Genomic DNA, 25957 nt, shown 5'->3' with positions numbered 1-25957 from the left:
AGCGCAGGCTCCGGGGCCGCTCGCCCGTCTGCGGAGCTGGCGGCGGCCCTGTTCGGCGCGGCGGACCTCGCCGCGCTGGGGCCGACCCCGGTCGAGCAGCGCCCGGCCGAGCAGGCGCCGTATCTGGCGGGCTGCGTGTCCGAGCCCCCCTCGGCGCACGCGCTGGCCCGGTGGACCGTCCAGGAGCGCGTCGTCACGCACGCGGTGGAGGTGTACCCGCGTCCGGCCGAGGTGGTCGACATGCTGCCCGCCGCCCTGGCCGGGGCGGGCCGCGTCGGCTTCCGGCCGAGCGCCCGGGCGTTCCTGCCGACGACCACGACCGCGGTCAAGCGGACCTCGGCCGACCTGGTGGCCGCGATGATGACGCCGCAGGACCTCGCGGCCGTGGGCGAGGTGGAGTTCCTCGGCGCAGGCCAGGACCCGTACCTGGAGCGCTGCCTGCAGGCGAAGCCGACGGCCAAGTCCCGCATGCTCTGGCAGACCCCCAACCAGCGCGCGATCATCCACAGCGTCGAGTCCTACGCCGTCACGCAGGTCTGGGTGCTGCGCTCCGCAGCGGAATGCCTGGTGGGCTTCGGCCCCTTCGAGCCGGAGCCGAAGCTGGGGGAGCTGGGGATGCACGCCCAGTACTCGTGGTGCTTCCACCACGACCAGGGGCGCGGTTGCGGCGCCGTGGCGGCCAAGGACGACCTGTTGACGGCCGTCGTGGTCGAAGCCGGGTCCACGGCGGCCGCCAGGGCGATGGTGGTCCGGCTCATGCCGGTCGCCGTCGAGGCGCTGGGGCGGCTGTAGGGGCTGGTGCGGGTGGGCGGGCGGGAACCGGTAGGTTCCGCCGCGTACCGCTGTCGATCTTTGGGGGACCGTTGTTCCGCCGTGCGCTCGCGCCCGCCGCGGTGCTGCTGCTCGCCGTCGGCTGTTCCGGTCGGGCGAACGACCTCTACACCTACTACGACGAGCCGACGACGACCGCGCGGCCGACCCCCGCCCAGGCGGCTGTGGTGGCCACGACAGCGGCGCCGACCACCACGGCGACCACCGCGGCCACGACCACCACCCCCGCCGTCGACCCCGGTGAAGGCCTGCTCACCGACGCCGACCTGGCCGAAGAGGGCGTGGAGTCCGCGGAGGGCACGGTCGTCATCTCCACCGGCTGCGGCCCGCGCGCGGACGCCTCCTGGGTCTACCCGACCGGGTCGACGATCGACCAGAGCGTGCACGTCCTGCCCGGCGCGGGCGCGACCCTGGCCGACCTGCGCGCGGCGGGCACCTGCCTCCCGCCCGCGGACGAGACCACCACCGACGGCCCCGACCTGCCCGAACTCGGCGACGACCGCTACACGTGGTGCTTCACCGAAGCCGACCGCCGCGGGTGCGGCGCCGTCATCGCCTCAGGCGACCTGGCCAGCGTCGTCGTGGTGGAGGCGGGCAGCGTCGACCGGGCCGCCCAGGCCATCACCCGCATCGCCCCCCTGGCCGCAGCCGCCCTCGACTAGCCCGTCCCGTCCTGCAGGGCGAACCAGCGCTCCATCACCAGCCTGCCGTCGGGGACGAAGGGCCACCGCCCGCCCGCCAGCCGCTCGCGCAGCTCCGGCAGGGGCATCCACCAGCCCTCGGCGATCTCGCTCTCCTGCGGCACCACCGGCCCGTCCCATCGGGTCTCGTAGGCGAACAGGTGCATGCGCACCGGCGGCAGCTCGATGCGCATGGTGAACACCGGGGTCAGGACCGCCCCGGTGACGCCGTACTCCTCGGCCAGCTCGCGCGCGGCGGCCGCGGGCGGGTCCTCGCCCGCGCCGACCACCCCGCCCGCGGCGCAGTCGTGCAGGCCGGGGTAGATGTCCTTGGTGTCGGTCCTGCGGTGCACGTACACCCGGGCGCCGTCGCCCGAGCGGAGCAGCACCGCCGTGGCGGCGTGCCAGAGGCCGCCCGCCCGCATCCGCGCCCTGGTCGTCGCCCCGACCACCCGGCCTGCCTCGTCGTAGAGGGCCACCCGCTCGTCCGCGCTCACTTCTCCCATCCTGCCCTCCGCGACGCGGCTCACCGCCTGCGCGTCGGTCCGGCACCGTAGGCTGGCCGGTATGCGGCGGATCATGGGGACCGAGGTCGAGTACGGCATCGCGGTGCCGGGCGACCCGACGGCCAACCCGGTGTTGACATCGACCCAGGTCGTGCTGGCCTACGCCGCGGCGGCGGACATCCCGCGCGCCCGGCGGGCCCGGTGGGACTACGAGGTGGAGTCCCCGCTGCGCGACGCCCGCGGGTTCGACCTCGGCGCGCCCGGCATGGCGCCCACCGACCCCGACGTCGAGGACCTCGGCGCGGCCAACGTCATCCTCACCAACGGCGCCCGGCTCTACGTCGACCACGCCCACCCGGAGTACTCCGCGCCCGAGGTCACCAACGCCCGCGACGCGGTGATCTGGGACAAGGCGGGGGAGCGGGTCATGGAGGAGGCCGCGCTGCGCGCCGCCACCGTGCCCGGCCAGCCGCGGCTGCAGCTCTACAAGAACAACGTCGACGGCAAGGGCGCCAGCTACGGCACCCACGAGAACTACCTGATGGCCCGCAACACCCCGTTCACCGCGGTGATCGCCGGGCTGACCCCGTTCTTCGCCTCCCGCCAGGTCGTCTGCGGGTCCGGCCGGGTCGGCATGGGCGTGGCGGGGGAGGAGGCGGGCTTCCAGCTCTCCCAGCGCGCCGACTACATCGAGGTCGAGGTCGGCCTGGAGACCACGCTCAAGCGCGGCATCATCAACACCCGCGACGAGCCGCACGCCGACGCCGACAAGTACCGGCGCCTGCACGTCATCATCGGCGACGCGAACCTGGCCGAGACCTCGACCTACCTCAAGCTGGGCACCACCGCCCTGGTCCTGGACCTGATCGAGGCGGGCGTGCGCTTCGACCACCTCAAGCTGGCCGACCCGGTGCGCGCCGTGCACCTCATCAGCCACGACCCGACCCTGAAGACCAAGGTCGAGCTGGCCAACGGCCGCAAGTACAGCGGCCTGGACATCCAGTTCGCCTACCACGAGATGGTCGCCGACAAGCTCGGCCGGGCCGACGTGGACCGGGTCTCGCTGGACGTGCTCGACACGTGGGGCACGGTGCTCGACGCGCTGGCCCGCGACCCGATGGAGTGCGCCGACCGGCTGGACTGGCCCGCCAAGCTGCGGCTGCTGGAGGGCTACCGGGCCCGCGACGGCCTGGCCTGGTCCTCGCCGCGGCTGCACCTGGTCGACCTGCAGTACTCCGACGTGCGCCTGGACAAGGGCCTCTACAACCGCCTGGTCGCCCGCGGCTCGATGAAGCGGCTGGTCAGCGAGGAGGAGGTGCGGGCGGCCATCGTCACCCCGCCGTCGGACACCCGGGCCTACTTCCGCGGCCGCTGCCTGGAGCGCTACCCGACCTCGATCGCGGCGGCGTCCTGGGACTCGGTGATCTTCGACCTGGGCCGGGAGTCGCTGGTGCGCATCCCCACGCTCGAACCGCTGCGCGGCACGAAGGCGCACGTCGGGGCCCTGCTCGACGCGGCGAACACCGCCGAGGAGCTGGTCGACGCGCTGACCGGGGCCCGCCGCTAGCGGCGTTCACCCAGGGCGAATTTCGATCTCGGTCCCGGCGGGGACCGCGACGAAAGTCGGTCCCGCTCGGTACTGTTCGGTATAGGCCAGACCACCGGGAGGCGAGATGTCCCAGGAGCAGAAGCAGCGCCAGGGCGGCGGCGACGGCGACGAGGGTGTCGACGACACCACCGCCGCCGGTCAGGAGCGCCGGGAGAAGCTCAGCGACGACACCGACGCGATCCTGGACGAGATCGACGACGTCCTGGAGGAGAACGCGGAGGACTTCGTCCGCGCCTACGTCCAGAAGGGCGGCCAGTAGGCCGCACCGCCCCCGCCCCCGCGAACCGGAAACGAAAGCAGGCATGGATCACACCTCTTCCCGTGGGCTGCCCGCCGCCTACCTCACGACGGGCACGTCGTCGTTCACCGACTTCCTCCGCGCCCAGGCCCCGGACCTGCTGCCGGGCGCCCGCCCGCCCGGCGGGGCCGCCCCGGCCGAGCTGACCCACGGCACCACGATCGTGGCCGTCGCCTTCTCCGGCGGCGTCCTCATCGCCGGTGACCGCCGGGCCACCGCGGGCAACCTGATCGCGCAGCGGGACATGGAGAAGGTGTTCATCACCGACGACTACTCGTCGGTGGGCATCGCGGGCACCGCGGGGCTGGCGGTGGAGATGGTCCGCCTCTACGCCGTCGAGCTCCAGCACTACGAGAAGATCGAGGGCACGTCGCTGTCGCTGGACGGCAAGACCAACAAGCTGGCCACGATGGTCCGCGGCAACCTCGGCGCCGCGCTGCAGGGGCTGGCCGTGGTGCCGCTGTTCGTCGGCTACGACCTCGCCGCGCCCGACCCGGCCAGGGCGGGCCGCATCGTCTCCTTCGACGTGGTGGGCGGGCGCTACGAGGAGCGCGCGGGCTTCCACGCGGTGGGCTCGGGCTCCAACTTCGCCAAGTCCGCGCTGAAGAAGCTCTACGACCCCGACAGCGACCGCGAGCAGGCCGTGCGCATCGCCGTCGAGGCCCTCTACGACGCCGCCGACGACGACTCGGCGACCGGCGGGCCGGACCTGGCCAGGCGGATCTACCCCAGCATCGTGACGATCACCGCGGAGCAGGGCGCGATCCGGCTGTCCGAGGAGGAGACCGCCGCCGTCGCCCAGGCCGTGGTGACCGAGCGGTCGGCGCGCCCGCGCGGCTGACGTTCCCCACCCCACCCGACCCAAGGAGCCCATTGTCGTGACGTTGCCGCTGTACGCCTCCCCCGAGCAGCTGATGCGCGACCGCTCGGAGTACGCCCGCAAGGGCATCGCCCGGGGCCGCAGTGTCGTCGCGCTCAAGTACGCCGACGGTGTCCTGTTCGTGGCCGAGAACCCGTCGGCCACGCTGCACAAGGTCTCCGAGATCTACGACCGCATCGGGTTCGCCGCCGCGGGCCGCTACAGCGAGTACGAGAGCCTGCGCCGCGGCGGCATCCGGCACGTGGACCTGTGGGGCTACTCCTACGACCGCCGCGACGTCTCGGCCCGCCAGCTGGCCAACGTCTACGCCCAGACCCTCGGCACGATCTTCACCGAGCAGGTCAAGCCGCTGGAGGTGGAGCTGTGCGTGGCCGAGGTGGGCGCCACCGCGGCCCAGGACCAGCTCTACCGGCTCACCTACGACGGCTCGATCGTCGACGAGCCCCAGTTCCTGGTGATGGGCGGGCAGACCGACCCGATCGCCGCGTCGCTCAAGGAGACCTTCACCGAGGGCATCACCCTGGCCGACGCGGTCGGGGTGGCCATCAAGGCCTTCGCCGCGGGCGGGGCCAACGGCGCCAACACCCCGCCGTCGCCGGACAAGCTGGAGGTCGCGGTTTTGGACCGCAACCGCCCGACCCGCGCCTTCCGCCGCATCACCGGCGCGGCCCTGACGGCCCTGCTGCCCCCGGAGGCCCGCACCGAGACGCCCGCGGAATCCCCCGCCAAGCCGGTCGAGGACGTGGAACTGCCCCCGACCACCGACGAGTAACCACCCGGCGACGATCGCGGGGCCACCTGAACGGGTGGCCCCGCTTTCGTGTGCGGCCAGGTTGCAACTCGATCAACACGGTCAGCAAAACCGCAGGTCACGTGCATGTTATGGGCATTCGGGATGGGAGTGTCACAGGGTGATCGGGTCATAGTGCCCCGACGGATTAGCTCGATCGGGTGAGATATCGGGTGTCCGGAGCACCCTGCAACCCGAGGAAGCCACATGCCGCGTTCCCGGTCGAGACGCCTCGCCGCGCTCGCCGTCATCCCCGCCCTGGTCGCCGCGCTCGCGGCCCACGGCACCGCCGCGGGCCAGCCCGCGGAGCCGGACCTGCCCGAGGCGCCGATCCGGCTGGTCAGCGGGGAATTCCTGCCCAGCAGGCTGCCTGCGGGCCGGGTCCCCGCGCTCGCGGGTGCCGAGCGCGGGTCCTACCTCGTCCAGTTCGCGGGCCCCGTCCGCGACGACTGGACCGCCGGGCTCGCCCGCCTCGGCGCCGGCATCGTCGACTACGTCCCCGACTTCGCCTTCAAGGTCCGGATGAACCCGGGCCAGGCGCGGCGGGCCGAGGGGCTGCCCGGCGTGCGCTGGGTCGGCCGCTACCGGGCCGAGTGGAAGGTCACCGCCGACGCGCGGGCGGGGATCTCCGCGGGCAAGCCCGCCATCTACCGGGTGCGCGCCGAGCACGACGCCGACCTCGCCGCCGTCTCCGCGGCGGCCGCGGCGACCGGCGCCGTGGTCAGCCGCACCGGCGGCGGCTCGCTGCTGCTGGCCGCCACCCCCGCCCAGGCCACGAGCGTGGCGGGGATCGAGGACGTCGCCGTCCTCGACCGCTTCCGCATCCACGAGAAGCACAACGAGCACGCCGCGGGCACCATCATGCGCGGCGAGCAGGCGTACTCGCGCGGCTACGACGGCTCCACCCAGACCGTCGCGGTCGCCGACACCGGGCTGGGCGGCGGCACGACCGCCACCGCGCACCCGGACATCCCCGCCACCCGCATCCAGGCCATCCACCCCTGGGCGGGCGCGGACATCGCGAACTGCGCCGACGTCCAGCCCGACGGCGCGCAGGACGTGGACAGCGGCCACGGCACCCACGTGGCCGTCTCGGCGGTCGGCGACGGCATGGCCGACGGCCGGGGCAAGGCCGCCGCGCACTCCGCCCGCCTGGTCTTCCAGGCGGTCGAGGACTACGTCGACATGTACGGCGGGTGCGCGGCGAGCTACCCCGACGGCTACTACCTGCTCGGCATCCCGGAGGAACTCGGGCTGCTGTTCCAGCAGGCCTACGACGAGGGCGCGCGCATCCACGCGAACTCGTGGGGCTCGGACGCGGCGGGCGCCTACACCCCGGACTCCCGCCACGCCGACCAGTTCGTCAACCAGCACCGCGACATGCTGATCACCTTCTCGGCGGGCAACGCCGGGGTGGACGCCAACGCCGACGGGGTCGTCGACAACGACTCGATGGGCGCGCCCGCCACCGCGAAGAACGTGCTCACCGTCGGGGCGTCGGAGAACGGCAAGGCGGTCTCGCCCTGCGACCCGAACCTGACCTACCAGGCGCAGTCGGCCGCGGAGCGGGCCACCATGGGCAACCGGTCCTGCCAGCAGGCAGGCGGGGCGAACGTCATCCCCACCTGGGGTGACTGGTGGTCGCCGGACTACCCGGCCAACCCGGTGCGGTCCGACCGCCAGACCGGCAACCCCGAGCAGATCGCCGCGTTCTCCAGCCGCGGCCCGACCGACGACGGCCGGATCAAGCCCGACGTCGTCGCGCCCGGGTCGTGGATCTTGTCCGGCTACTCGGACAAGTACCAGCAGCAGTACGACGGCGCGGTCAACCCCAAGACCGGCACGCCCCAGCACGACGGCTACGGCTTCCCGCTGAACGACGACTACAAGTACTTCAGCGGCACGTCGATGTCGAACCCGCTGGTCGCGGGCGGCGCCGCGGTGGTGCGCGACTACTACCAGAAGCACCACGGCATCGCCGCGTCCGCCGCGCTGGTGAAGGGCACCCTCATCAACAGCGCGACGGACCTGCTGGACGAGAACGGCGACGGCGCCAACGACAACGACTTCCCGATCCCCAACGCCCACGAGGGCTGGGGCCTGGTCAACCTCGACAAGGCGACCGCGGGCCGCGCCCGGGTCGTCGACGAGGGCGCGGGCCTGGCCACCGGCGGGGTCGCCGAGTTCCGCCAGCAGGTCCTGCCGGGCGCGCCGCTGAAGATCACCCTGGCCTACAGCGACGCGGAGGCCGCCACCTACGCGGCCGTCACCCTGGTCAACGACCTGGACCTGGAGGTCGTCTCGCCGCAGGGGGTGGTCTACCGCGGCAACCAGTTCGCGGGCGGCTGGTCCACCACCGGCGCCGCGCCCGACCGGCGCAACAACGTCGAGAACGTCTACGTGCAGAACCCGGCCGAGGGCGAGTGGACCGTCCGGGTGCGCGGCTACAACGTCCCGCGCGGCCCGCAGCCCTTCGCCCTGGTCGTGGACGGCCCCCTCGCCCCGGCGGGCAACGCCAACCCGGTGCTGACCGACCCGGGCGCGCAGCAGGCCGAGGTCGGGGTCCCGGTCAGCCTGCCGATCCAGGCGACCGACCCCGACGGGGACGCGCTCACCTTCACCGCGTCCGGCCTGCCCGCCGGGCTGGCCATCAACGCGGCGACGGGCCTGGTCACCGGCACCCCGACCACCCGGGGCGCCCCGGTCGCCCGCGTCACCGTCACCGACGGGCGCGGCGGCTCGGCCACGACCACCATCGCCTGGCGGGTCGTGCAGGCCCGGCAGGTCCTGGTGAACCCCGGGTTCGAGGCGGGCGCGACGGGCTGGGCCGGGACCACCTCGGTGATCACCAGCAGCACGGTGCGCCCGGCGCGCACCGGCTCGTGGTGGGCGCACCTGGCAGGCACCGGAAGGCGCGGCACCGAGAAGCTCCAGCAGCAGGTCCAGGTGCCGGACGCGGTCCGCGCGACCTTGACCTTCTGGGTGCGCACCGACACCGCCGAGCAGACCACCACGGGGCAGTACGACACCCTGTCCCTGCAGATCTACACGGGCGGGGTCCTGCGGGAGACCCGGCTGGTCGCGTCCAACCTCGACGCGGGCGGCGGGTACGTGCAGAAGACCGTCGACCTGGGCGCCTACGACGGCGGCCCGGTGACCCTGGTGTGGGTGGGCGTGGAGGACAGCTCCCGGCAGACCACCTTCGCCGTCGACGACACCGCCCTGGTCGTGGTGTCCTAGGCCGCCGCGGCGCGGGCGCCCGCCCGCGTCGCGGTCACCACCCCGCATCCGGGGGCGTCGCCACCGCGACGCCCCCGGAGCCGTTTCGACACGCCGCGGGGGCGAAATGTGGCGCTGTTCCCAAAACCCCGGCCGAGATTTGCATAACCCCGCCGCAGGGGGCATAACACTCGTGTGAATGAGCTTGAGCTGCGCCATCTCCGGGTCATCTGCGCGGTCGCGGACGCGGGCAGTCTGTCGAAGGCCGCGGTGCAGCTCGGGGTGTCCCAACCGGCGCTGACCGCCCAGTTGCAGCGGTTGGAGCGGCGCGTCGGCGGGCTGCTGTTCGCCCGGACCGGGACCGGGGTCGTGCCCACCGACCTGGGCAGCTACGTGCTGACGACCGCCCGCCTGCTGCTCGGCGAGGTGGACGACCTGATGGCGGGCATCAAGCAGCGCACGCAGAGCACCACCGCGACCGGGGTGGTGCGGGTGGGCGGGCCGCCGGGGCTGATCGTGCCGCTGTTCGCCACCGCGATCGCCGACCGGCTCGGCGGGGCGGAGGCGGCCATCGAGATCGAGACCCAGCCGACCGAGGTGCTGCGCAAGGTCGTCGACCGCAAGCTCGACTTCGCCGTGCTGGAGGAGAACCCCGGCTTCCGCACACCGCTGCCCGCGCACGTGCACGCCCGGGTGATGCTGCGCGCCCCGCTGTTCGTCGCGCTCGCCGAGAACCACCCGCTGGCCGACCGCGGCGACATCGACCTGGCCGAGCTGGCCGACGAGAACTGGGTGATGCCGCCGGTCGCCGAGGGCACCGAGCAGCTCGCCTTCGTGCGGGCCTGCGCCGCGCGCGGCTTCACCCCGCGCATCCGCCACCAGATGTCGGACTCGACCACCACCCGGGCGCTGGTCCAGGCGGGCGCGGTCACCCTGGCCAAGCCGGTCGCCAGGGAGGGCAACGGCCTGGTCATCCGCAACCTGGTCGGCACCCCGATGCTCCAGGAGATCGTGCTGGTCTGGCACGAGGACAGCAACCTCGCCGACGCGGCCAAGGAGGCGCCCAAGTCGCTGCTGGACGCCTACGACCAGCTCACCGACACCAACCCGCTCTTCGCCGCCTGGTGGGCCGAGCACAAGAACAGCCCGGTGCAGCCCGAGGTCAGCCCTCCCGGCCGCTAGCGGGCCGGTAGATCGACAGGGCGCGCGGGCGGGACCGGAAGACGAAGCGGCTGCCCAGCGGGCCGACCTCGCCGTCGGTGGCCACCCGGCGCTCGACCCCGTCCAGCAGCACCACCTCCAGCTCGGCGGAGTCCCGCTGGCGGTACACGTGGCTGGTGTGCAGGGTCCGGGTCAGCGTTGCCAGGACGAACCGCAGCCGCGAGTACGGCACGTCGGCCCGCAGGTAGCGCACGTCGAGCAGGCCGGAGTCCAGCACCGGGCGGTGGGTGGGCACGAAGCCCTTGGGGGAGTAGGTGCCGTTGCCGACGAAGACCCACCACACCAGGTGCGAGCGGCCGTTGAGGGACAGCCGGATCGGCTGGGCCCGGCGCAGGGTCCGGTGCAGGGCGACCGCGGCGGCGGGCCACTTGGGCCAGCCCCGGCCCTCCAGCCGCTCGCGCAGCCGCACCATCTCCGGGTAGCCGCCCAGGCTGGCGGTGTTGACGAACCAGCGGTGCCGGTCGCTGCCGATGTCGACCCCGGCCAGGTCCACCACGACGCCCTCACCGGCGGCGACCGCGTCCGCGGCGGCGTCGATGTCGGCCACGCCGATGTCCCTGGCGAAGTGGTTGAGCGTGCCCGCGGGCACCACGACCAGGGGGAGCCGGAACTCCGCGGCCACCGCGGCCACCGCGGCGACCGAGCCGTCCCCGCCCGCGACGCCGACCGCCCGGATGTCCGCCGGGCTGCTCGCCAGCTCGGCGGAGAGCTGCTCCACGAGGTCGACGCCCGGCTGCGGGTGCACCACGGTGGCCCGCGGCCAGCGGTGCTTGACCACGTCGGTCGCGTCCTCGCCCGCGATGCCCGCGTTGGGGTTGACCAGCACCAACAGCCCGTCGCCCTGCTCCAGGGCTGGCACGTCGGCGGCGTGGGCGGTCTGGGCGGGCCGGTCGGGGCCCAGCGGCCACCAGTGCAGCGTCGCGTACGCCGCGCCGACGCCGATCGCCGCGCCCGCCACCACATCGGTCGGCCAGTGCACGCCGGTGTGGACGCGGGAGTAGGCGACCGCGCCCGCCAGCGGGGCGACCAGCTTGCCCAGTCCCTTGTGCTCCAGCGCCAGCGCCGTGGTGAACGCCGCCGCCGACGCGGCGTGTCCGGATGGGAAGGACGAGCTCGTCGGCCGCTGGCTCAGCCGCCGGTAGACCGGCAGCAGCTCGGCGGCGGGGCGCCTGCGCGGGAACAGGTTCTTGCCGACCAGGTTGGCCGAGGCGCTGGCGACGGCGATCGCCCCGATCCCGCGCAGCGCCGCCCGCCTGGTCCGGCCCTTCCTGGCGGCGAGGACGGCGGCGAACGCGAACCACAGGGCGCTCTTGTTCGCCGCCCGCGACAGCGACGCCAACCCGGCGTCGACCGGGGTCGGGGGCAGCTGCGCGGAGCGGATGACCAGGTCGCGGTCGACGCGGTTGACCTGGCGCGCCGAGCGCCGCACGTGTCTCATCACGGTCGCGATTGAACATGAAGAGCGGGATCGTTGCCGAATGGGTCCGCAAGCGCAACACGCGCCGACCCGAACGGCGCACGGCTTTGGACGGTCCCAGCACCTAGGCTTAGGGGATGCAGCGGCGGATCTTCGGGATTGAGACCGAATTCGGCGTGACCTGTACGTTCCACGGTCAGCGCAGGCTGAGCCCGGACGAGGTCGCGCGCTACCTGTTCCGGCGGGTGGTGTCGTGGGGGCGCTCCTCCAACGTGTTCCTGCGCAACGGCTCGCGGCTCTACCTCGACGTGGGCTCGCACCCGGAGTACGCCACGGCCGAGTGCGACGACCTCGTGCAGCTGGTGACGCACGACAAGGCGGGCGAGCGGATCCTGGAGGACCTGCTCGTCGACGCCGAGCGGCGGCTGGCCGACGAGGGCATCGGCGGGGACATCTACCTGTTCAAGAACAACACCGACTCGGCGGGCAACTCCTACGGCTGCCACGAGAACTTCCTGGTCACGCGGGCCGGGGAGTTCTCCAGGATCGCCGACGTGCTGCTGCCGTTCCTGGTCACCCGCCAGCTCATCTGCGGGGCGGGCAAGGTCCTGCAGACCCCGCGCGGGGCGGTCTACTGCCTGTCCCAGCGCGCCGAGCACATCTGGGAGGGCGTCTCCAGCGCCACGACCCGCTCCCGGCCGATCATCAACACCCGCGACGAGCCGCACGCCGACGCCGAGCGCTACCGCCGCCTGCACGTGATCGTCGGCGACTCGAACATGGCCGAGCCCACGACGCTGCTCAAGGTCGGCACGGCCAACCTGGTGCTGGAGATGATCGAGGAGGGCGTCCAGTTCCGCGACTTCAGCCTCGACAACCCCATCCGGGCCATCCGCGAGATCAGCCACGACCTGACCGGCCGCCGCCTGGTGCGCCTGGCGGGCGGGCGCGAGGCGTCGGCGCTGGACATCCAGCGGGAGTACTACGCCAAGGCCGTCGAGCACGTGGCCCGGCGCTCGCCGGACCCGCTGGCCAACCGGGTGGTCGAGCTGTGGGGCCGGGTGCTCGACGCGGTCGAGGCCCAGGACCTGACCCGCATCGACCGGGAGATCGACTGGGCCATCAAGCACCGGCTGGTGGAGCGCTACCGGGCCAAGCACGACCTGGACCTGTCCAGCCCGCGCATCGCCCAGCTCGACCTGGCCTACCACGACATCCGCCGCGGCCGGGGCATCTTCGACCTGCTCCAGCGCAAGGACCTGGTCGCCAGGGTCACCGACGACGGCGAGATCGAGGCCGCCAAGGACACCCCGCCGCAGACGACCCGGGCCAAGCTGCGCGGGGACTTCATCGCCGCGGCCCAGCAGGCCGGGCGCGACTTCACCGTCGACTGGGTGCACCTGAAGCTCAACGACCAGGCCCAGCGGACGGTCCTGTGCAAGGACCCGTTCCGGGCGGTCGACGAGCGCGTGGAGCGCCTGATCGCCTCCCTCTGACCGGCTGAAGCACCCCGCAGGGCCCCGGCGCACGCACGCGCCGGGGCCTTCGCTTTGCCCGCCCTCGGCTGCGCCCAGGATCTCACTATTGCCTATTCACTATCAAGATAATGGGCTTTCTGCGGTCAAGCGGGGGAGATGGTCTTTGGTCAGGCGGGGGAGGTGGTCTGCATTGAGGCGGGGGAGGTGGTCTGCGGTGATGGGGGAGGGGTGGACTGTAGTCAGGCGGGAGGGGTGGACTGCGGTGAGGTGGGAAAGGTGGCGGGGTCGGTTGGCGACGTTGGTGACGCGGTGGTGGGACGCGGCAAAACGCCTGGAAGGGAGGGGGAGGGGGCAATCGACCAGCCTAGTGGACGGCGTTCGCACGTATGTTCGGTGAGTTGGGTGTCGGGGCCGGTGGGGGGCGCGTTAGGGTGCGCGGGTGTCCGTTGCTCGCGCGGAGCGCTTGGTGAACCTCGTGCTGTGTCTGTTGTCGACGCGGCAGTACCTCAGTGCGGAGCGGATCCGGGGGATCGTGCCCGGGTACGCCGATGCGCCATCCGATGAAGCCTTCTTCCGGACCTTCGAGCGGGACAAGACCGAGCTGCGGGAGCTGGGCATCCCGCTGGAGGTCGGCCGCAACTCGATGTTCGACACCGTCGACGGCTACCGCATCGCCCGGCGGGACTACGAGCTGGGCGACATCGACCTGGAGCCCGACGAGGCCGCCGCGGTCGCGCTGGCGGTGCGGCTGTGGGACTCCCCGGAGCTGACCGGCGCGGCCCACGGCGCCCTGCTCAAGCTGCGGGCGGCCGGGGTCGACGTCCACCAGGCCCCGCACGCCATCGTCGAGCCGAAGGTCCGCACCACCGAACCCGCCTTCGCCCCGCTGCTGGCCGCCGTCGGGGCCAACCAGGCGGTGTCCTTCGACTACCGCAGGCCCTCCGGGGCCGACGTGCAGACCAGGACGCTGGAGCCCTGGGGTGTCGTCTCCTGGCGGGGCCGCTGGTACGTCGTCGGCCAGGACCGGGACCGGGGCGCGCCGCGCTGCTTCCGGCTCTCCCGGATCGTGGGCGAAGTCGCCAAGGTCGGCAAACCCGGCCAGGTGCGCAGGCCCGACGGCGTGAACCTGATGGAGTTCGTCGCCTCGTTCAACAGCGAGCAGCGCCCCGGCCAGCCCGTGCGGCTGTGGGTGGCCGAGGGCCGCGCGGCCGGGGTGCGCAGGCGGGCGACCGTGGTGGGCACGCAGGAGATCGACGGCGCGAAGGGGGACGTCGTGGAGCTGGACCTGGCCTACCCGGACTCGGCGGCCAAGTGGCTGGCCGGGTACGGGCCCGACGTCGTGGTGCTCGCGCCCGACGTGCTGCGCAAGTCGGTGCGCGAGCGGCTGCTCGCCGTCGCGGAGGAGGGCCGATGACCGCGGCGCAGGACCGGCTGCCCCGGCTGCTGGCGCTGGTGCCGTACTTCATCGCCCGCCCCGGCATCCGCATCGATGAGGCCGCCGCCGACTTCGGGGTCACCGCCAAGCAGCTGCGCAAGGACCTCGAACTGCTGTGGATGTGCGGGCTGCCCGGGTACGGGCCCGGCGACCTCATCGACATCTCCTTCGACGAGGACACCGTCACCGTCACCTTCGACGCCGGGATGCGCAGGCCGCTGCGGCTGACCGGGGCCGAGGCGACCGCGCTGCTGGTCGCGCTGCGCGCCCTGGTCGACACCCCGGGGGTGGCCGACGCCGACGCCATCCGCCGGGCGCTGGCCAAGATCGAGGCCGCCGCGGGGCAGGCCGAGCCCGCGGGCGTGGCCGTCGGCCTCGGCGTGCGGGAGGGCGCGGAGACCGCGGAGACGCGGGAGACCGTGCAGGCCGCGCTGCGGGACAAGCGGGCGCTGCGGATGGCCTACTACACCGCGTCGAAGGACGAGATGACCGAGCGCGTGGTCGACCCCATGCGGCTCATGATCGTCGAGGGCCGGGGCTACCTGGAGGCGTGGTGCAGGCGCGCCGAGGCGGTGCGGCTGTTCCGGCTCGACCGCATCGACGGCGTGACCGTCCTCGACGAGCCGTCGGTCCCGCCGCCGCACGCCCAGCCGACCGACCTGACCGCCGGGTTCTTCCAGCCCGAGCCCAACCAGCGCACCGCGCGGCTGGTGCTGGAGCAGGACGCGCGCTGGGTGTCGGAGTACTACCCGGTGGACGAGGTCGAGGAGCTGCCGGGCAACCGCCAGCGCGTCGTGATGCGCTACGCCGACGAATCCTGGATGACCAGGATGCTTCTCGGTCTAGGGGGCGATGTGCGGGTCGAGGAGCCGTCGGCGCTGGCAGCGGCGCTGCGGGAGCGGGCGGCCGACGCCGTGCGGCGCATCGATTCGCTCGGCTGACGCCCCGGGTTGGTTCCCAGGTCATCCGACCACCGGTAGAGTTCGGCTCGTGCCGTTCCTGCTCAGCGCCCTGATCGCGGTCGGACTGGTGTGCCTCGCCGTGGCCGCGATCTCGGTACTCCGCCGAGCCGGCCGGACGCGGACCGCGGTCGACGCGGCCCGGGCGGGCCTGGCCGACCGGTCGGGCCTGGTGCGGGCCAGGACGGCGGCGCTGCGCGTGGCGATCGAAGATCGGAAATCGGCGGTCCGGCGCGTAGGATCGATTCAGCGAGGCGAGACAGGAGGACGGCCGTGAACCTGGGACCGTGGGAGATCCTCATCATCGCGGTGGTGATCGTGCTGCTCTTCGGGGCGCGCAAGATGCCGCAGATGGCGAGGTCGCTCGGGCAGTCCATGCGCATCCTGAAGGCGGAGACCAAGGGCATGCGCAAGGACGAGGACGACGACACCCCGGCGAAGGCGGAGGCCCCGGCGCAGCAGCAGCTGGCGCCTGCGAAGCCGGAGAAGACCGCCGAGCAGCTGCAGAAGGAGCTCGACGAGCTCCAGCGCAAGGTCGACCAGCAGCAGAAGAACGCCAGCTGAGCGGACACTGACGGTGGTGCAAGAGCAGTCCCGCCGGGCAGCGCGCCGGGAGCAGAGGAAGCTGCGCAGCCGTCGGCACAACCCCGACGGGACGATGTCGCTGCGCGAGCACCTCTACGAGCTGCGGCACCGACTGGGTTTGGCGGTCCTCTTCATCCTGATCGGGGGCGTGTTCGGCTTCATCTGGTTCATGGTGCCGATGGGCCCGGTCCCGTCGCTGAGCAAGATCCTGCTCGCGCCCTACTGCGAGCTGCCGACGACCGTGCGCTTCGAGCCGGTGCCGGGGGAGTGCCAGCTCTTCCAGACCAAGCCGTTCGAGGCGTTCATGGTCCAGTTCAAGGTGGGCATCGCCGTCGGCATGGTCGTGATGTCGCCCGGCTGGCTGTACCAGGTGTGGGCGTTCATCACCCCGGGCCTCTACGCCCGCGAGCGCAGGCTGGCGCTGTCGTTCGTGCTGATCGGGTCGGTGCTGTTCGCCGCGGGCGCGTGGCTGGCGTTCTTCGTCATCCCCGAGGGCCTGGAAGTCCTGGTCAGCTTCGGCGGCACCGCGTTCATCACCGCGCTCAACGCCCAGGACTACATCTCGTTCGTCCTGGTCATGCTGCTGATCTTCGGCGTGAGCTTCCTGCTGCCGCTGCTGATCACGATGCTGAACCGGGTCGGCGTGCTGCCCTACGCCAACCTGCGCAAGTGGCGGCGGTTCATCGTCTTCGGCCTGTTCATCTTCGCCGCGTTCGCCACGCCCGGCACCGACCCGGTGTCGATGATCGTGCTGGCGGCGGCGATGACCGTGCTCTTCGAGGTCGCGGTGCAGATCGCGCGCGTCCACGACCGGCGCAAGGCCAGGCGCGAGGCGCTGGAGGACGCGGCCGCCACGACCGACCTCGACCGCCCCTCGGACCTGGACCTCGCGGTCAAGCCGGTGGAGCCCGCGCGCAACCTCGACGACGTCACTTGAGTCTTGCGCCCCGGTCTGGTTCGGTTGCCGACCGGTGGAGGGAGGGCTCATGCGAGTGGCGTTGGCCGTGCACCCGGCGTCCGGGCACGGGGTCGCTGGCCGGGTGGCCGATGCGGTGGCGGGGAAGCTGCGGGCGGTCGTCGATGACCTGGCCGTGGTCTCGGCGGCAACGGTCGCGGAGTCGCACGCGCTGATGCGCCGCGCCCGCGACGCCGGTCTCGACCTGGTCGTGGTGCTCGGCGGGGACGGCTCGGCCCACCAGGGCGTGCAGTTCTGCGCCGAGCACGAGGTGGCCATCGCGGTCGTCCCGGCGGGCACCGGCAACGACCTGGTCCGCGCCCTCGGCGGGCCGACCGAGCCGCTGGCGGCCGCCGACGCGCTGGTCGCGGCCTTGGAGCGGGGGTCGAGCAGCAAGCTGGACCTGGGCCGGGTCGACGGCGGCCCGTGGTTTGCGACCGTGCTGTGCGCGGGGTTCGACTCCGCGGTCAACGAGCGGGTCAACCGGATGCGCTGGCCGCACGGCCGCCGCCGCTACGACCTGGCGATCCTGGCCGAACTGGCGGCGCTGCGGCCGCGGGAGCTGGTCGCCGACACCGACGGCGGCCGCGTCGAGGCCGACGCGGTGCTGGTCGCGGTGGGCAACACCCGCTACTACGGCGGCGGCATCCCGGTCTGCCCGGACGCCGACCCCGCCGACGGCCTGCTCGACGTGACCGTGGTCGGCCGGGCCTCGCGGCGCGACCTGCTGCGCATCCTGCCCCGGCTGCGCACCGGCAGGCACGTCGACCACCCCGCGGTGCGCACGCTGCGGGCGCGGCGGATCTCGCTCGGCGGGGACAACGGCTGGGTCGCCTACGCCGACGGCGAGCGCATCCGCCCGCTGCCGGTGACCGTGGAGTGCGTGCCCGGCGCGTTGACGGTCATTGGCTGAAGCAGGCGTCGGTGAGGTGTGAAAGCCTGGTGGGGTGTCCGCTGGTGCATCCCCCTCCCCGGCAGAGGCGTACGCCGCGTCCCGGCGCCGCGCCCGCCACCCCAAGCTCACCGACTTCACCGGTGAGCTGGCCTTCGAGCTAGACCCGTTCCAGCACGAGGCGTGCGCCGCGCTGGAGGACGGCCACGGCGTGCTGGTGTGCGCGCCCACCGGCGCGGGCAAGACCGTGGTCGGCGAGTTCGCGGTGCACCTGGCCCTCACCGAGGGCCGCAAGTGCTTCTACACCACGCCGATCAAGGCCCTGTCGAACCAGAAGTTCGCCGACCTGACCGCCCGCTACGGGCCCAAGTCGGTCGGCCTGCTCACCGGCGACACCGCGATCAACGGCAGCGCGCCCATCGTGGTCATGACCACCGAGGTGCTGCGCAACATGCTCTACGCGGAGTCCTCCGCGCTGCACGGCCTCGGGTACGTGGTCATGGACGAGGTGCACTACCTCGCCGACCGCTTCCGCGGCGCGGTGTGGGAGGAGGTGATCCTGCACCTGCCGGAGTGGGTCACGCTGGTGAGCCTGTCGGCGACGGTCAGCAACGCCGAGGAGTTCGGCGAGTGGCTGGTGGCCGTGCGCGGGGACACCGCGGTGGTCGTCGACGAGCACCGGCCGGTCCCGCTGTTCCAGCACATGATGGTCGGCAACCGGATGCTGGACCTCTTCGCGGGCGGGGAGCCGGGGACCGACGCGCGGATCAACCCGCAGCTGCTGCGCCGGGTGGAGGAGGTCGGGCGGCTGCACGCGCCGTGGCGGTCGCCGCGCCAGCGCGGGGGCAGGCCGGAGCGGTCGCCGCGGTCGCGGTTCCGGCCGCCGTCGCGCATCGACATCATCGGGCGGCTGGACGCCGAGGGGCTGCTCCCGGCGATCGTGTTCGTGTTCAGCCGCGCGGGCTGCGAGGCCGCGGTGACCCAGTGCGTGCGCTCCGGGCTGCGCCTCAACAGCGAGGACGAGGTGGCCGAGGTCCGCAGGATCGTGGAGCGGCGGACGAAGGACCTGCCCGACGCCGACCTGTCGGTGCTGGGGTTCTGGGAGTGGCGAGAGGCGCTGGAGCGCGGCTTCGCCGGGCACCACGCCGGGCTGCTGCCCGCGTTCAAGGAGACCGTCGAGGAGCTGTTCGTGCGCGGCCTGGTCAAGGCCGTGTTCGCCACCGAGACGCTGGCGCTGGGCATCAACATGCCCGCGCGCACGGTCGTGCTGGAGCGGCTGGTCAAGTACAACGGCGAGGCGCACGTCGACCTGACGCCGGGGGAGTACACCCAGCTCACCGGCCGCGCCGGGCGCCGCGGCATCGACGTGGAGGGCCACGCCGTCGTGGTGTGGCAGCCCGGCGTCGACCCCAAGGCCGTCGGCGGGCTCGCCTCGACCCGCACCTACCCGCTGCGCTCGTCGTTCCGGCCCGGCTACAACATGGCGATCAACCTCGTCGACCGGCTCGGGGTGCGCGCGGCGCGCGACATCCTGGAGCAGTCCTTCGCCCAGTTCCAGGCAGACCGGTCGGTGGTCGGCCTGGCCCGGCGCGTGGAGCGCAACACCGAGGCGCTGGCGGGCTACGCCGAGTCGATGACCTGCCACCTCGGCGACTTCGCCGAGTACGCCGAGCTGCGGCGGCGCATCGCCGAGCGGGAGAAGCTGCTGGCCAAGCAGAACACCGCCGCGCGGCGGGCGGAGACGGCCCGGTCGCTGGAGTCGCTGCGCAAGGGCGACGTGATCGCGGTGCCCGCGGGCAGGCGCTCGGGGCTGGCGGTGGTGATCGACCCGGGGGTGGAGCCGATGGGCGAGCCGCGGCCGCTGGTGGTGACCGAGGACCGGTGGGCCGGGCGGCTGTCGGTGGCCGACTTCCCGGCCCCGGTCGAGCCGCTGGGCCGGGTGCGCCTGCCCAAGCAGGTCGACATCCGCTCGCCCAAGTCCCGCCGGGACCTGGCCTCCTCGCTGCGGGCCACGGGCATCGAGGCGCCGGGCCGGGGCAGGCGGCGCAGCGGGGCGGACGAGGACGCCGAGCTGCAGTCGCTGCGCCGGGCGCTGCGGGCGCACCCGTGCCACGGCTGCCCCGACCGGGAGGCGCACGCCCGCTGGAGCGAGCGCCACCACCGGTTGCAGGCCGAGACCGACCAGGTGGCGCGCAAGGTGGCGGCCACGACGCACTCGCTGGCCCGCCAGTTCGACCGCATCCGCGCGCTGCTGGCCCAGCGCGGCTACCTCGCCGCCGACCCCGAGCGGCCGGGGGAGCAGGTGGTCACCGAGCACGGCAAGCGGCTGGCCCGCCTCTACAGCGAGTCCGACCTGCTGGCCGCCGAGTGCCTGCGGCACGGGGTGTGGGACGGCCTGGGCCCCGCCGAGCTGGCCGCGGTCGTCTCCGCGCTGGTGTTCGAGGCCCGCTGGGACGGCCCGATGGAGGCCAGGGTGCCCGGCGGGGCGGTGGCCGACGCGCTGACCGCGACCGCCCGGCTGTGGGCCGAGCTGGAGTCCGACGAGCGCCACCACCGCCTCGACCGCACCCGCGAGCCCGACGCCGGGTTCGCCTGGACGGTCTACCGGTGGGTGCGCGGGGAGTCGCTGGAGAAGGTGATCACCGCGGCGGAGTCGGCCGGGCAGGAGCTCTCCGCAGGCGACTTCGTGCGCTGGTGCCGCCAGGTGATCGATCTGCTCGACCAGATCCGCGACGTGGTGGGCGAGCACGAGCCGGTCGGGGCGGCGGCAGCGGCCGCGGTCAAGTCGATCCGGCGCGGCGTGGTGGCGCTGGCGTCGGCGTAGCGGATCGGGCCTGGTGACCGGTGCCTGGTGACGGCCGGGGAACGATCCGCGGGTCGCCGGGCGCTGCGGCGGGTCGCTGTGGTTTGATCGCGCGAGGTGTGTCTGGGCGGGAGACCCGGGCCGTCGCGCGCGAGCAACCAGGCGGAGGCGAACGATGAGCAGCCCTTACGGGCCGTCCGGTGGACAGGACCCGCAGCAGCCGTGGGGGCAGCCCTATGGCGGCGGCCAGGTGCCCGGCCCGCCGTCGGGCGGGTTCCCGGCGCAGGGCTACCCCCAGCAGCCGGGGTACCCGCAGCAGGGCCAGCCGCAGTACGGCTACGGCCACCAGCCCCCGCCGACGCAGCAGTACCCGGCGGGCGGCTACCAGCCCTACGGCGAGCAGCAGCAGTACGGCGAGCAGCAGCAGTACCCCGGCTACGGCCAACAGCAGCAGCAGCCGTACCCGGGCAGCGCGCCGAAGAAGAAGTCCAACGGCCTGATCTGGGCCATCGTGGCGATCCTGGTGCTGGCGGTCGGCGCGGTGCTGGTGCTCGGCTTCGTCACCCCGGGCTGGTTCACCAAGCGCGTGTTCGACCACGCCGCCGTCCAGGACGGCGTGCGCACGGTGCTGGTCAACGACTACGGCGCCGACGACGGCAAGATCGAGTCGGTCACCTGCCCCGAGGGCGAGCCGGTCACCAAGGACCACCGCTTCACCTGCACGGTCAAGTACGCGGGCCAGGACATCAAGGTGGACATCACCGTCCGCGACGAGTCCAACGGCCAGTACGAGGTCGCCAACCCCAACCTGCCGGACTGACCCTTGCCCGAGGTTCGACCGCTCGCCGAGGCGGAGCTGCCCGCCGCCCACACCCTCTTCCGCAGGACGCTGCACCACCCGCCGCTGCCCGCAGGCCAGGAGCGCTTCAGCGTCCCGTCCTACGAGCCGGGGCGCACCCTCGGGGCGTTCATCGGCGACCGGATGGTCGGCACGGCGCTGGCGTGGTCGTCCGACCTCGTCGTGCCGGGCGGGTCGGTGCTGCCGACGGCCGCGGTGACCCGGGTCGGGGTGCGCGCCGACTACCGCCGCCGCGGCGTGCTGCGCGCGCTGATGCGCGAGCAGGTGGACGACTTCGCCGCGCGCGGTGAGGTCTTCGCGGCGCTGCACGCCTCGGAGCCGGTCATCTACGGCCGCTTCGGCTACGGCGTCGGCACCCGCTCGCACCGGGTCGCGGCCACGCGGGCGCGGCTGCGGCCGGAGGTGCCCAGGGGCGGCTCGGTGCGCATCCTCGACCCGGGCGACCCGTGCCTGCCCGAGCTGTACCGCGGAATCCGCGGCCGGGCGGGGAGGCTGAGCCGCCCGGCCCAGTGGTGGATGCGGTACGAGCGGGCGTGGGCGCTAGAGGAGAACCTGGTCGTCGCCGTGCACACCGGCGAGGACGGCGACGACGGGTTCGCGGTCTGGCGGCCGACGCACGCCAAGACCGAGACCGAGCCCGTCACCCTGGAGGTGGAGGACCTCGTCGCCGCGACGCCCGCGGTCGCCTACGCGCTATGGGACTTCCTGGTCGGCAGCGATCTCGTCCACTGCGTGCGCGCGCACATGCGGCCCACCGACGAGGCGCTGTCGGCGGCGGTGGTCGACTCGCGCACGGTGTCCATCGAGGACGTCACCGACGACCTGTGGGTGCGGCTGGTCGATGTCCCCGCCGCGCTCGGCGCCCGGGTCTACGGCGACGCAGACCCGGTGGTGGTCGAGGTGGTGGACCCGTTCCGCCCGGCCAATGACGGCTGCTACCGCGTCACCCCGGACAAGGCCGAGCGGGCCGAGGGCGCCGCGGCGGTGTCGGTCGACGTGGATGTGCTGGCCAAGCTGTACTTCGGCGCGTGGATGTGGTCGGCGCTGGCCGACGCGGGCCGGGTGCGGGTGGCCGACCCGGCCGCGCTCGGGCGGCTGGACCGGCTCTTCGCCGTGGACCGGCCCGCGTTCTGCGGGACGTACTTCTAGTCGGCCTTCCCCGCGCCCTGCAGGGCCTCGATCAGCCGGTCGATCCCCGTGCCGAGGTCCCAGCGCTCCTGCAGGGCGCGCATGCGGTCGACGTCCACATCGCCGGGCAGGGCGTCCGGGCAGCTCGACGTGATCAGCGCGTCCTCGTTGACCCGCACCACCAGCGGCGCGTTCGCCAGGTACTCCGCCTCGTGCTCGAACGCCTGGCGCACCCGCAGCGGGACCTCGGCCGAGCCCGCGCCCGCGGCGTCGACCAGCGCCTGCAGCGAGCCGAACTTGGTGATCAGCCGGGCGGCGGTCTTCTCGCCGATGCCGGTGATCCCGGGCAGGCCGTCGGACGGGTCGCCGCGCAGGACCGCCATGTCCGCGTACGCCGAGCCGATCGGCGGCAGGCCGTACTTCTCGGCCAGCTCGGCCGGTCCGACGACGGACTTCTTGCGCCAGCCCGCGCCGACGTACACCACGCGCACCGGCGTCGGCTCGTCGCGGATGCACTGGAACAGGTCGCGGTCGCCGGTGATGATCTCCACCGGGTCGGACTTCTCCCGGGCGGCCAGCGTGCCGATCACGTCGTCGGCCTCGTGGCCCGCGGACTCGGCCATGCAGATCCCGGCCGCGGCGAGCAGGTCGACGATGATCGGCACCTGCGGGGTGAGGGCGTCGGGCACCTCTTCGACGTTGTTCGCCTCGTCGGCGACCCGCTGGGCCTTGTAGCTGGGGATCGCCGCGACCCGGAACGCCGGGCGCCAGTCGGCGTCCATGCACGCCACCAGCCGCGACGGCTGCCGCTCCGTGATGATCTGCGCGATCATCCCCGCGAACCCGCGAACCGCGTTGACCGGCACCCCGTCGGGTGAGGTCATCGATTCCGGGACGGCGTAGAACGACCGGAAGTACAGGCTCGCCGAATCCAACAGCACCAGGGGTCCGCTCACGCCGCGAACCCTGCCACACGGGGCCGACGAGGTCCACGCGACCGGGCTCCGGGCAACGAATTGAGCAACGTGGGAAGTTTCCGCGGCATCCCCCGTCATGGGGATGCGGGGGTGCCGTCTCCCCGCCGTGCGGAAGCCCCGACCGACCTCCAACAGGCGGCCCGCGATCCCCCAGCCCCGGCCGGAAGTCCAGGCCGCGCTCGCCGTGCTGCCCCCCGCGCAACGCGAAGTCCTGCGCCTGCGCCTGATCGACGGCCTCTCCGCGGAAGAGGTCGCCGAACGCCTCGCCACGACTCCCGCGGCCGTCCGCGTCGCCCAGCACCGGGCCCTGACCGCCCTGCGCGCCCACCTCGCGTCCCGGTCCTGATCGGCCCCGATCACCCGTTCGGTGCGGGCGCGCGATCGGCCGGGTCCGGCCAGCCGCTATACCGTGGCAGCGTGATCACCGAAGACCTCGCCGCGCTCGCGTCCGCCCACGGCGTCTCCGTCGGCTACGAGGACGGCGCGGGTCGGTGGCACGACGTCGACCCCGAGGTCGTCGTCGCCGTCCTGGGCCAGCTGGGCGTGGCGGCGGGCAGCGCCGCGGAGATCCGCGACAGTCTCGACCGCGTGCCCGCCGACCCGGCGCCGACGGTGATCACCCAGGGCGCGGCCGTCCACCTCGGACCGGCCGAGATCCTGCTGGAGGACGGCGGCGTGCTGCCCGTCGACGGCCTCGTCCCGCCGGACGCGCCGCTGGGCTGGCACCGGCTGCGCCGCGGCGGCGTCGAGACGCCGCTGGCGATCACCCCCGCCCGCCTCGCTCCGGTGCCGCGCGCGTGGGGCTGGATGGTGCAGCTCTACGCGCTGCGCTCGGAGAACTCCTGGGGCATCGGGGATTTCGCCGACCTGCGCGCCTTCACCGCGGGCACCGCGGCCCAGGGCGCGGGCGCGATCCTGGTCAGCCCGGTCGGCGCGATCACCCCGACCGAGCCGGTGGAGCGCTCGCCGTACTCCCCGTCCAGCAGGCGCTTCCACAACCCGCTGCTGCTGTCGGTGACCGAGACCGACGCCTTCCGCGCCGCCGACGCCGACACCCGCGCCGCGGTCGCCGCCCTGCGCCCCGACGACGGCGGCGAGCTGATCGACTACCCGGCCGTGTGGCGGGCCAAGTCCGCCGCGCTGGCCCTGCTCGCCCCGCGCGAGGTGCCCGAGCCGGACGCCGCGCTCGGCGAGTTCGCCACCTTCTGCGCCCTGGCCGAGCGCCACGGCGGCGACTGGCGCACCTGGCCCGCGGGCCTGCGCAGGCCCGACTCCCCGCAGGTCGCCGCCGCCCGCCGCGAGCTCGCCGAGCGGGTCGCCTTCCACGTCTGGGTGCAGCGGCAGTGCCAGGCGCAGCTGGGCGCGGCCCACGCCGCGGCGAAGCGGATGGCCGTGGGCGTGCTGCACGACCTGCCCGTCGGCGTCGACCCCGGCGGGGCGGACGCCTGGGCGCTGCAGGACGTGCTCGCCGCGGACGTCACCGTCGGCGCGCCGCCGGACGCCTTCAGCCCCCGGGGCCAGGACTGGGCGCTGCCGCCGCTGCGCCCGGACCGGCTGGCCGCCACCGGCTACACCGCGTTCCGGGACATGATCCGCGCCGTGCTCGCCCACGGCGACGGCATCCGCGTCGACCACGTCGCCGGGCTGTGGCGGCTGTGGTGGATCCCGCCGGGGGAGTCGCCCGACCGCGGCACCTACGTGCGCTACGACGGCGCGGCCATGCTCGGCGTGCTCGCCCTGGAGGCGCACCGGGCGGGCGCGGTCGTCGTCGGAGAGGACCTGGGCACCGTGCCCGAGGAGATCTCCGCCGAACTGCGCGAGCGCGGCGCGCTGGGCTGCGCGGTGGCCTGGTTCGAGCGCGACGACGACGGCAAGCCGCTGCCGCCGCAGCGCTGGCCCGCGCGGGCGGTCGCCACGCTGTCCACCCACGACCTGCCGACCGCGGCCGGGTTCCTCTCCGGCGAGCACGTGCGCGTGCGCGCCGAGCTCGGCCTGCTCGACGACCCCGCGGCCGAGGAGCGCCGGGCCGCCGACGAGCGCGACGACCTGCTCGACCTGCTCGCCGCCGAGGGCCTGCTGGACGACGACCGCCTCTTCGCCCTGCACCGGCTGCTCGCCCGCACCCCGTGCGACCTCGTCCTGGCCGCCCCGACCGACGTCATCGGCGACCCCCGCCAGCCCAACCTGCCGGGCACGGTGGACGAGTACCCGAACTGGCGCATCCGCCTGCGCCCCACCGTCGCCGAGCTGCTGGCCGACCCGCGGGTCGAGCGGATCTCCGCCCTGCTGGGCGACGCCGCTCGGTAGCGACCCCTGTACAGGGTGGGGGAGGGGCTTTATGCTCACCAGACTGAGAGCGCTCCCAACGCCCTGTCCCACGCCGTCGAAGCATGGCGGCGCGGCACGTCGATGTGCCGTTAGGCAAGGAGTTCGTC

Annotated in this window: 22 protein-coding genes and 1 pseudogene; 20 read left to right on the top strand and 3 right to left on the bottom strand. The window is 73.6% G+C overall.

All coding sequences use genetic code 11. The annotated features are described in order from the left end of the window. Nucleotides 1-135 precede the first annotated feature (135 nt). Nucleotides 136-792 (top strand): hypothetical protein, encoded by a 657-nt coding sequence (locus ACWEPX_RS23380; protein WP_451899346.1) that lies wholly within the window; start codon nt 136-138, stop codon nt 790-792. 71 nt (nt 793-863) lie between these two features. Next, a complete protein-coding gene (locus tag ACWEPX_RS23375; RefSeq protein WP_451899345.1) occupies nt 864-1493 on the top strand; it encodes a hypothetical protein in 630 nt (209 codons plus the stop codon). Here ACWEPX_RS23375 and ACWEPX_RS23370 read toward each other — a convergent pair. Further along, the gene (locus ACWEPX_RS23370; protein WP_451899344.1) at nt 1490-2008 is read right to left on the bottom strand and encodes an NUDIX domain-containing protein; all 519 of its coding nucleotides are present in this window, start codon (nt 2006-2008) and stop codon (nt 1490-1492) included. The two genes, ACWEPX_RS23375 and ACWEPX_RS23370, sit on opposite strands and share 4 nt — an antisense overlap. Nucleotides 2009-2078: 70 nt before the next feature. Between ACWEPX_RS23370 and dop the strand changes: the two genes are divergently transcribed. From dop to ACWEPX_RS23340, 6 genes are all read left to right on the top strand, one after another. Further along, nucleotides 2079-3584 carry a depupylase/deamidase Dop gene (gene dop / locus ACWEPX_RS23365; protein WP_451899343.1) on the top strand — a complete coding sequence of 502 codons (1506 nt, stop codon included), beginning with the start codon at nt 2079-2081 and terminating at the stop codon, nt 3582-3584. 106 nt (nt 3585-3690) lie between these two features. Continuing rightward, nucleotides 3691-3885: a ubiquitin-like protein Pup gene (locus ACWEPX_RS23360; RefSeq protein WP_189213856.1), complete on the top strand. Its 195-nt coding sequence runs from the start codon at nt 3691-3693 to the stop codon at nt 3883-3885. A gap of 43 nt (nt 3886-3928) precedes the next feature. Continuing rightward, complete coding sequence (gene prcB / locus ACWEPX_RS23355) at nt 3929-4765, top strand: proteasome subunit beta (RefSeq protein WP_451899342.1); 837 nt, start codon at nt 3929-3931, stop codon at nt 4763-4765. Between the two features lie 37 nt (nt 4766-4802). Next, entirely contained in the window at nt 4803-5576 is a 774-nt protein-coding gene (prcA, locus tag ACWEPX_RS23350; RefSeq protein WP_451899341.1) for a proteasome subunit alpha, read from the top strand. Between the two features lie 225 nt (nt 5577-5801). Then, nucleotides 5802-8834: a S8 family serine peptidase gene (locus ACWEPX_RS23345; protein ID WP_451899340.1), complete on the top strand. Its 3033-nt coding sequence runs from the start codon at nt 5802-5804 to the stop codon at nt 8832-8834. 174 nt (nt 8835-9008) lie between these two features. Continuing rightward, the gene (locus ACWEPX_RS23340; RefSeq protein WP_451899339.1) at nt 9009-9995 is read left to right on the top strand and encodes a LysR family transcriptional regulator; all 987 of its coding nucleotides are present in this window, start codon (nt 9009-9011) and stop codon (nt 9993-9995) included. On the opposite strand, the gene ACWEPX_RS23335 is transcribed toward ACWEPX_RS23340, so the two are convergent. Then, nucleotides 9976-11472: a phosphatase PAP2 family protein gene (locus ACWEPX_RS23335; protein WP_451899407.1), complete on the bottom strand. Its 1497-nt coding sequence runs from the start codon at nt 11470-11472 to the stop codon at nt 9976-9978. The genes ACWEPX_RS23340 and ACWEPX_RS23335 overlap by 20 nt on opposite strands. A gap of 116 nt (nt 11473-11588) precedes the next feature. Here ACWEPX_RS23335 and pafA point away from each other — a divergent pair, with 116 nt between their 5' ends. The 10 genes from pafA to ACWEPX_RS23285 all read left to right on the top strand — a co-directional run bounded on the left by pafA (nt 11589) and on the right by ACWEPX_RS23285 (nt 22566). Beyond that, nucleotides 11589-12947: a Pup--protein ligase gene (gene pafA, locus ACWEPX_RS23330; protein WP_451899338.1), complete on the top strand. Its 1359-nt coding sequence runs from the start codon at nt 11589-11591 to the stop codon at nt 12945-12947. Nucleotides 12948-13368: 421 nt separating this feature from the next. Next, complete coding sequence (locus ACWEPX_RS23325) at nt 13369-14343, top strand: helix-turn-helix transcriptional regulator (protein WP_451899337.1); 975 nt, start codon at nt 13369-13371, stop codon at nt 14341-14343. Beyond that, nucleotides 14340-15305, top strand: a complete 966-nt coding sequence (locus ACWEPX_RS23320; RefSeq protein WP_451899336.1) for a helix-turn-helix transcriptional regulator — start codon at nt 14340-14342, stop codon at nt 15303-15305. The genes ACWEPX_RS23325 and ACWEPX_RS23320 overlap by 4 nt, the downstream gene beginning before the upstream one ends. Before the next feature lie 49 nt (nt 15306-15354). Next, the gene (locus ACWEPX_RS23315) at nt 15355-15600 is read left to right on the top strand and encodes a bacteriophage holin (protein WP_451899335.1); all 246 of its coding nucleotides are present in this window, start codon (nt 15355-15357) and stop codon (nt 15598-15600) included. Beyond that, nucleotides 15597-15887, top strand: a complete 291-nt coding sequence (gene tatA / locus ACWEPX_RS23310; protein WP_451899334.1) for a Sec-independent protein translocase subunit TatA — start codon at nt 15597-15599, stop codon at nt 15885-15887. The genes ACWEPX_RS23315 and tatA overlap by 4 nt, the downstream gene beginning before the upstream one ends. 94 nt (nt 15888-15981) lie before the next feature. Next, a complete protein-coding gene (tatC, locus tag ACWEPX_RS23305; RefSeq protein WP_451899406.1) occupies nt 15982-16845 on the top strand; it encodes a twin-arginine translocase subunit TatC in 864 nt (287 codons plus the stop codon). A gap of 49 nt (nt 16846-16894) precedes the next feature. After that, nucleotides 16895-17776, top strand: a complete 882-nt coding sequence (locus ACWEPX_RS23300; protein WP_451899333.1) for a diacylglycerol/lipid kinase family protein — start codon at nt 16895-16897, stop codon at nt 17774-17776. A 34-nt stretch (nt 17777-17810) separates the two neighbouring features. Continuing rightward, on the top strand, nt 17811-20579 hold the full coding sequence (locus ACWEPX_RS23295; protein ID WP_451899332.1) for a DEAD/DEAH box helicase: 2769 nt from the start codon (nt 17811-17813) through the stop codon (nt 20577-20579). A gap of 154 nt (nt 20580-20733) precedes the next feature. Then, the gene (locus ACWEPX_RS23290) at nt 20734-21378 is read left to right on the top strand and encodes a DUF4333 domain-containing protein (protein WP_451899331.1); all 645 of its coding nucleotides are present in this window, start codon (nt 20734-20736) and stop codon (nt 21376-21378) included. Nucleotides 21379-21381: 3 nt separating this feature from the next. Further along, nucleotides 21382-22566 carry a GNAT family N-acetyltransferase gene (locus ACWEPX_RS23285; protein ID WP_451899330.1) on the top strand — a complete coding sequence of 395 codons (1185 nt, stop codon included), beginning with the start codon at nt 21382-21384 and terminating at the stop codon, nt 22564-22566. On the opposite strand, the gene ACWEPX_RS23280 is transcribed toward ACWEPX_RS23285, so the two are convergent. Continuing rightward, on the bottom strand, nt 22563-23501 hold the full coding sequence (locus ACWEPX_RS23280) for a 5'-3' exonuclease (protein WP_451899329.1): 939 nt from the start codon (nt 23499-23501) through the stop codon (nt 22563-22565). The genes ACWEPX_RS23285 and ACWEPX_RS23280 overlap by 4 nt on opposite strands. Nucleotides 23502-23700: 199 nt before the next feature. On the opposite strand from ACWEPX_RS23280, the pseudogene ACWEPX_RS23275 reads away from it, so the two are divergent. Next, nucleotides 23701-23868 (top strand): annotated as a pseudogene (locus tag ACWEPX_RS23275) (sigma factor-like helix-turn-helix DNA-binding protein); the annotation flags it as partial. A 74-nt stretch (nt 23869-23942) separates the two neighbouring features. Beyond that, nucleotides 23943-25829 carry a 4-alpha-glucanotransferase gene (gene malQ / locus ACWEPX_RS23270; RefSeq protein WP_451899405.1) on the top strand — a complete coding sequence of 629 codons (1887 nt, stop codon included), beginning with the start codon at nt 23943-23945 and terminating at the stop codon, nt 25827-25829. The last annotated feature ends 128 nt before the right edge of the window (nt 25830-25957 follow it).

It is taken from the genome of Actinokineospora sp. NPDC004072 (assembly GCF_053604195.1).
This window is presented reverse-complemented; position numbering and strand designations above follow the sequence as displayed.

Excerpts from the sequence above, each read along its gene's own strand:
- tatC (WP_451899406.1), top strand. The coding sequence starts at position 15,982 with ATGTCGCTGCGCGAGCACCTCTACGAGCTGCGGCACCGACTGGGTTTG.
- dop (WP_451899343.1), top strand. The coding sequence starts at position 2,079 with ATGCGGCGGATCATGGGGACCGAGGTCGAGTACGGCATCGCGGTGCCG.
- ACWEPX_RS23290 (WP_451899331.1), top strand. The coding sequence starts at position 20,734 with ATGAGCAGCCCTTACGGGCCGTCCGGTGGACAGGACCCGCAGCAGCCG.
- prcB (WP_451899342.1), top strand. The coding sequence starts at position 3,929 with ATGGATCACACCTCTTCCCGTGGGCTGCCCGCCGCCTACCTCACGACG.
- ACWEPX_RS23335 (WP_451899407.1), bottom strand. The coding sequence starts at position 11,472 with ATGAGACACGTGCGGCGCTCGGCGCGCCAGGTCAACCGCGTCGACCGC.
- ACWEPX_RS23300 (WP_451899333.1), top strand. The coding sequence starts at position 16,895 with ATGCGAGTGGCGTTGGCCGTGCACCCGGCGTCCGGGCACGGGGTCGCT.
- ACWEPX_RS23320 (WP_451899336.1), top strand. The coding sequence starts at position 14,340 with ATGACCGCGGCGCAGGACCGGCTGCCCCGGCTGCTGGCGCTGGTGCCG.
- ACWEPX_RS23345 (WP_451899340.1), top strand. The coding sequence starts at position 5,802 with ATGCCGCGTTCCCGGTCGAGACGCCTCGCCGCGCTCGCCGTCATCCCC.
- pafA (WP_451899338.1), top strand. The coding sequence starts at position 11,589 with ATGCAGCGGCGGATCTTCGGGATTGAGACCGAATTCGGCGTGACCTGT.
- ACWEPX_RS23360 (WP_189213856.1), top strand. The coding sequence starts at position 3,691 with ATGTCCCAGGAGCAGAAGCAGCGCCAGGGCGGCGGCGACGGCGACGAG.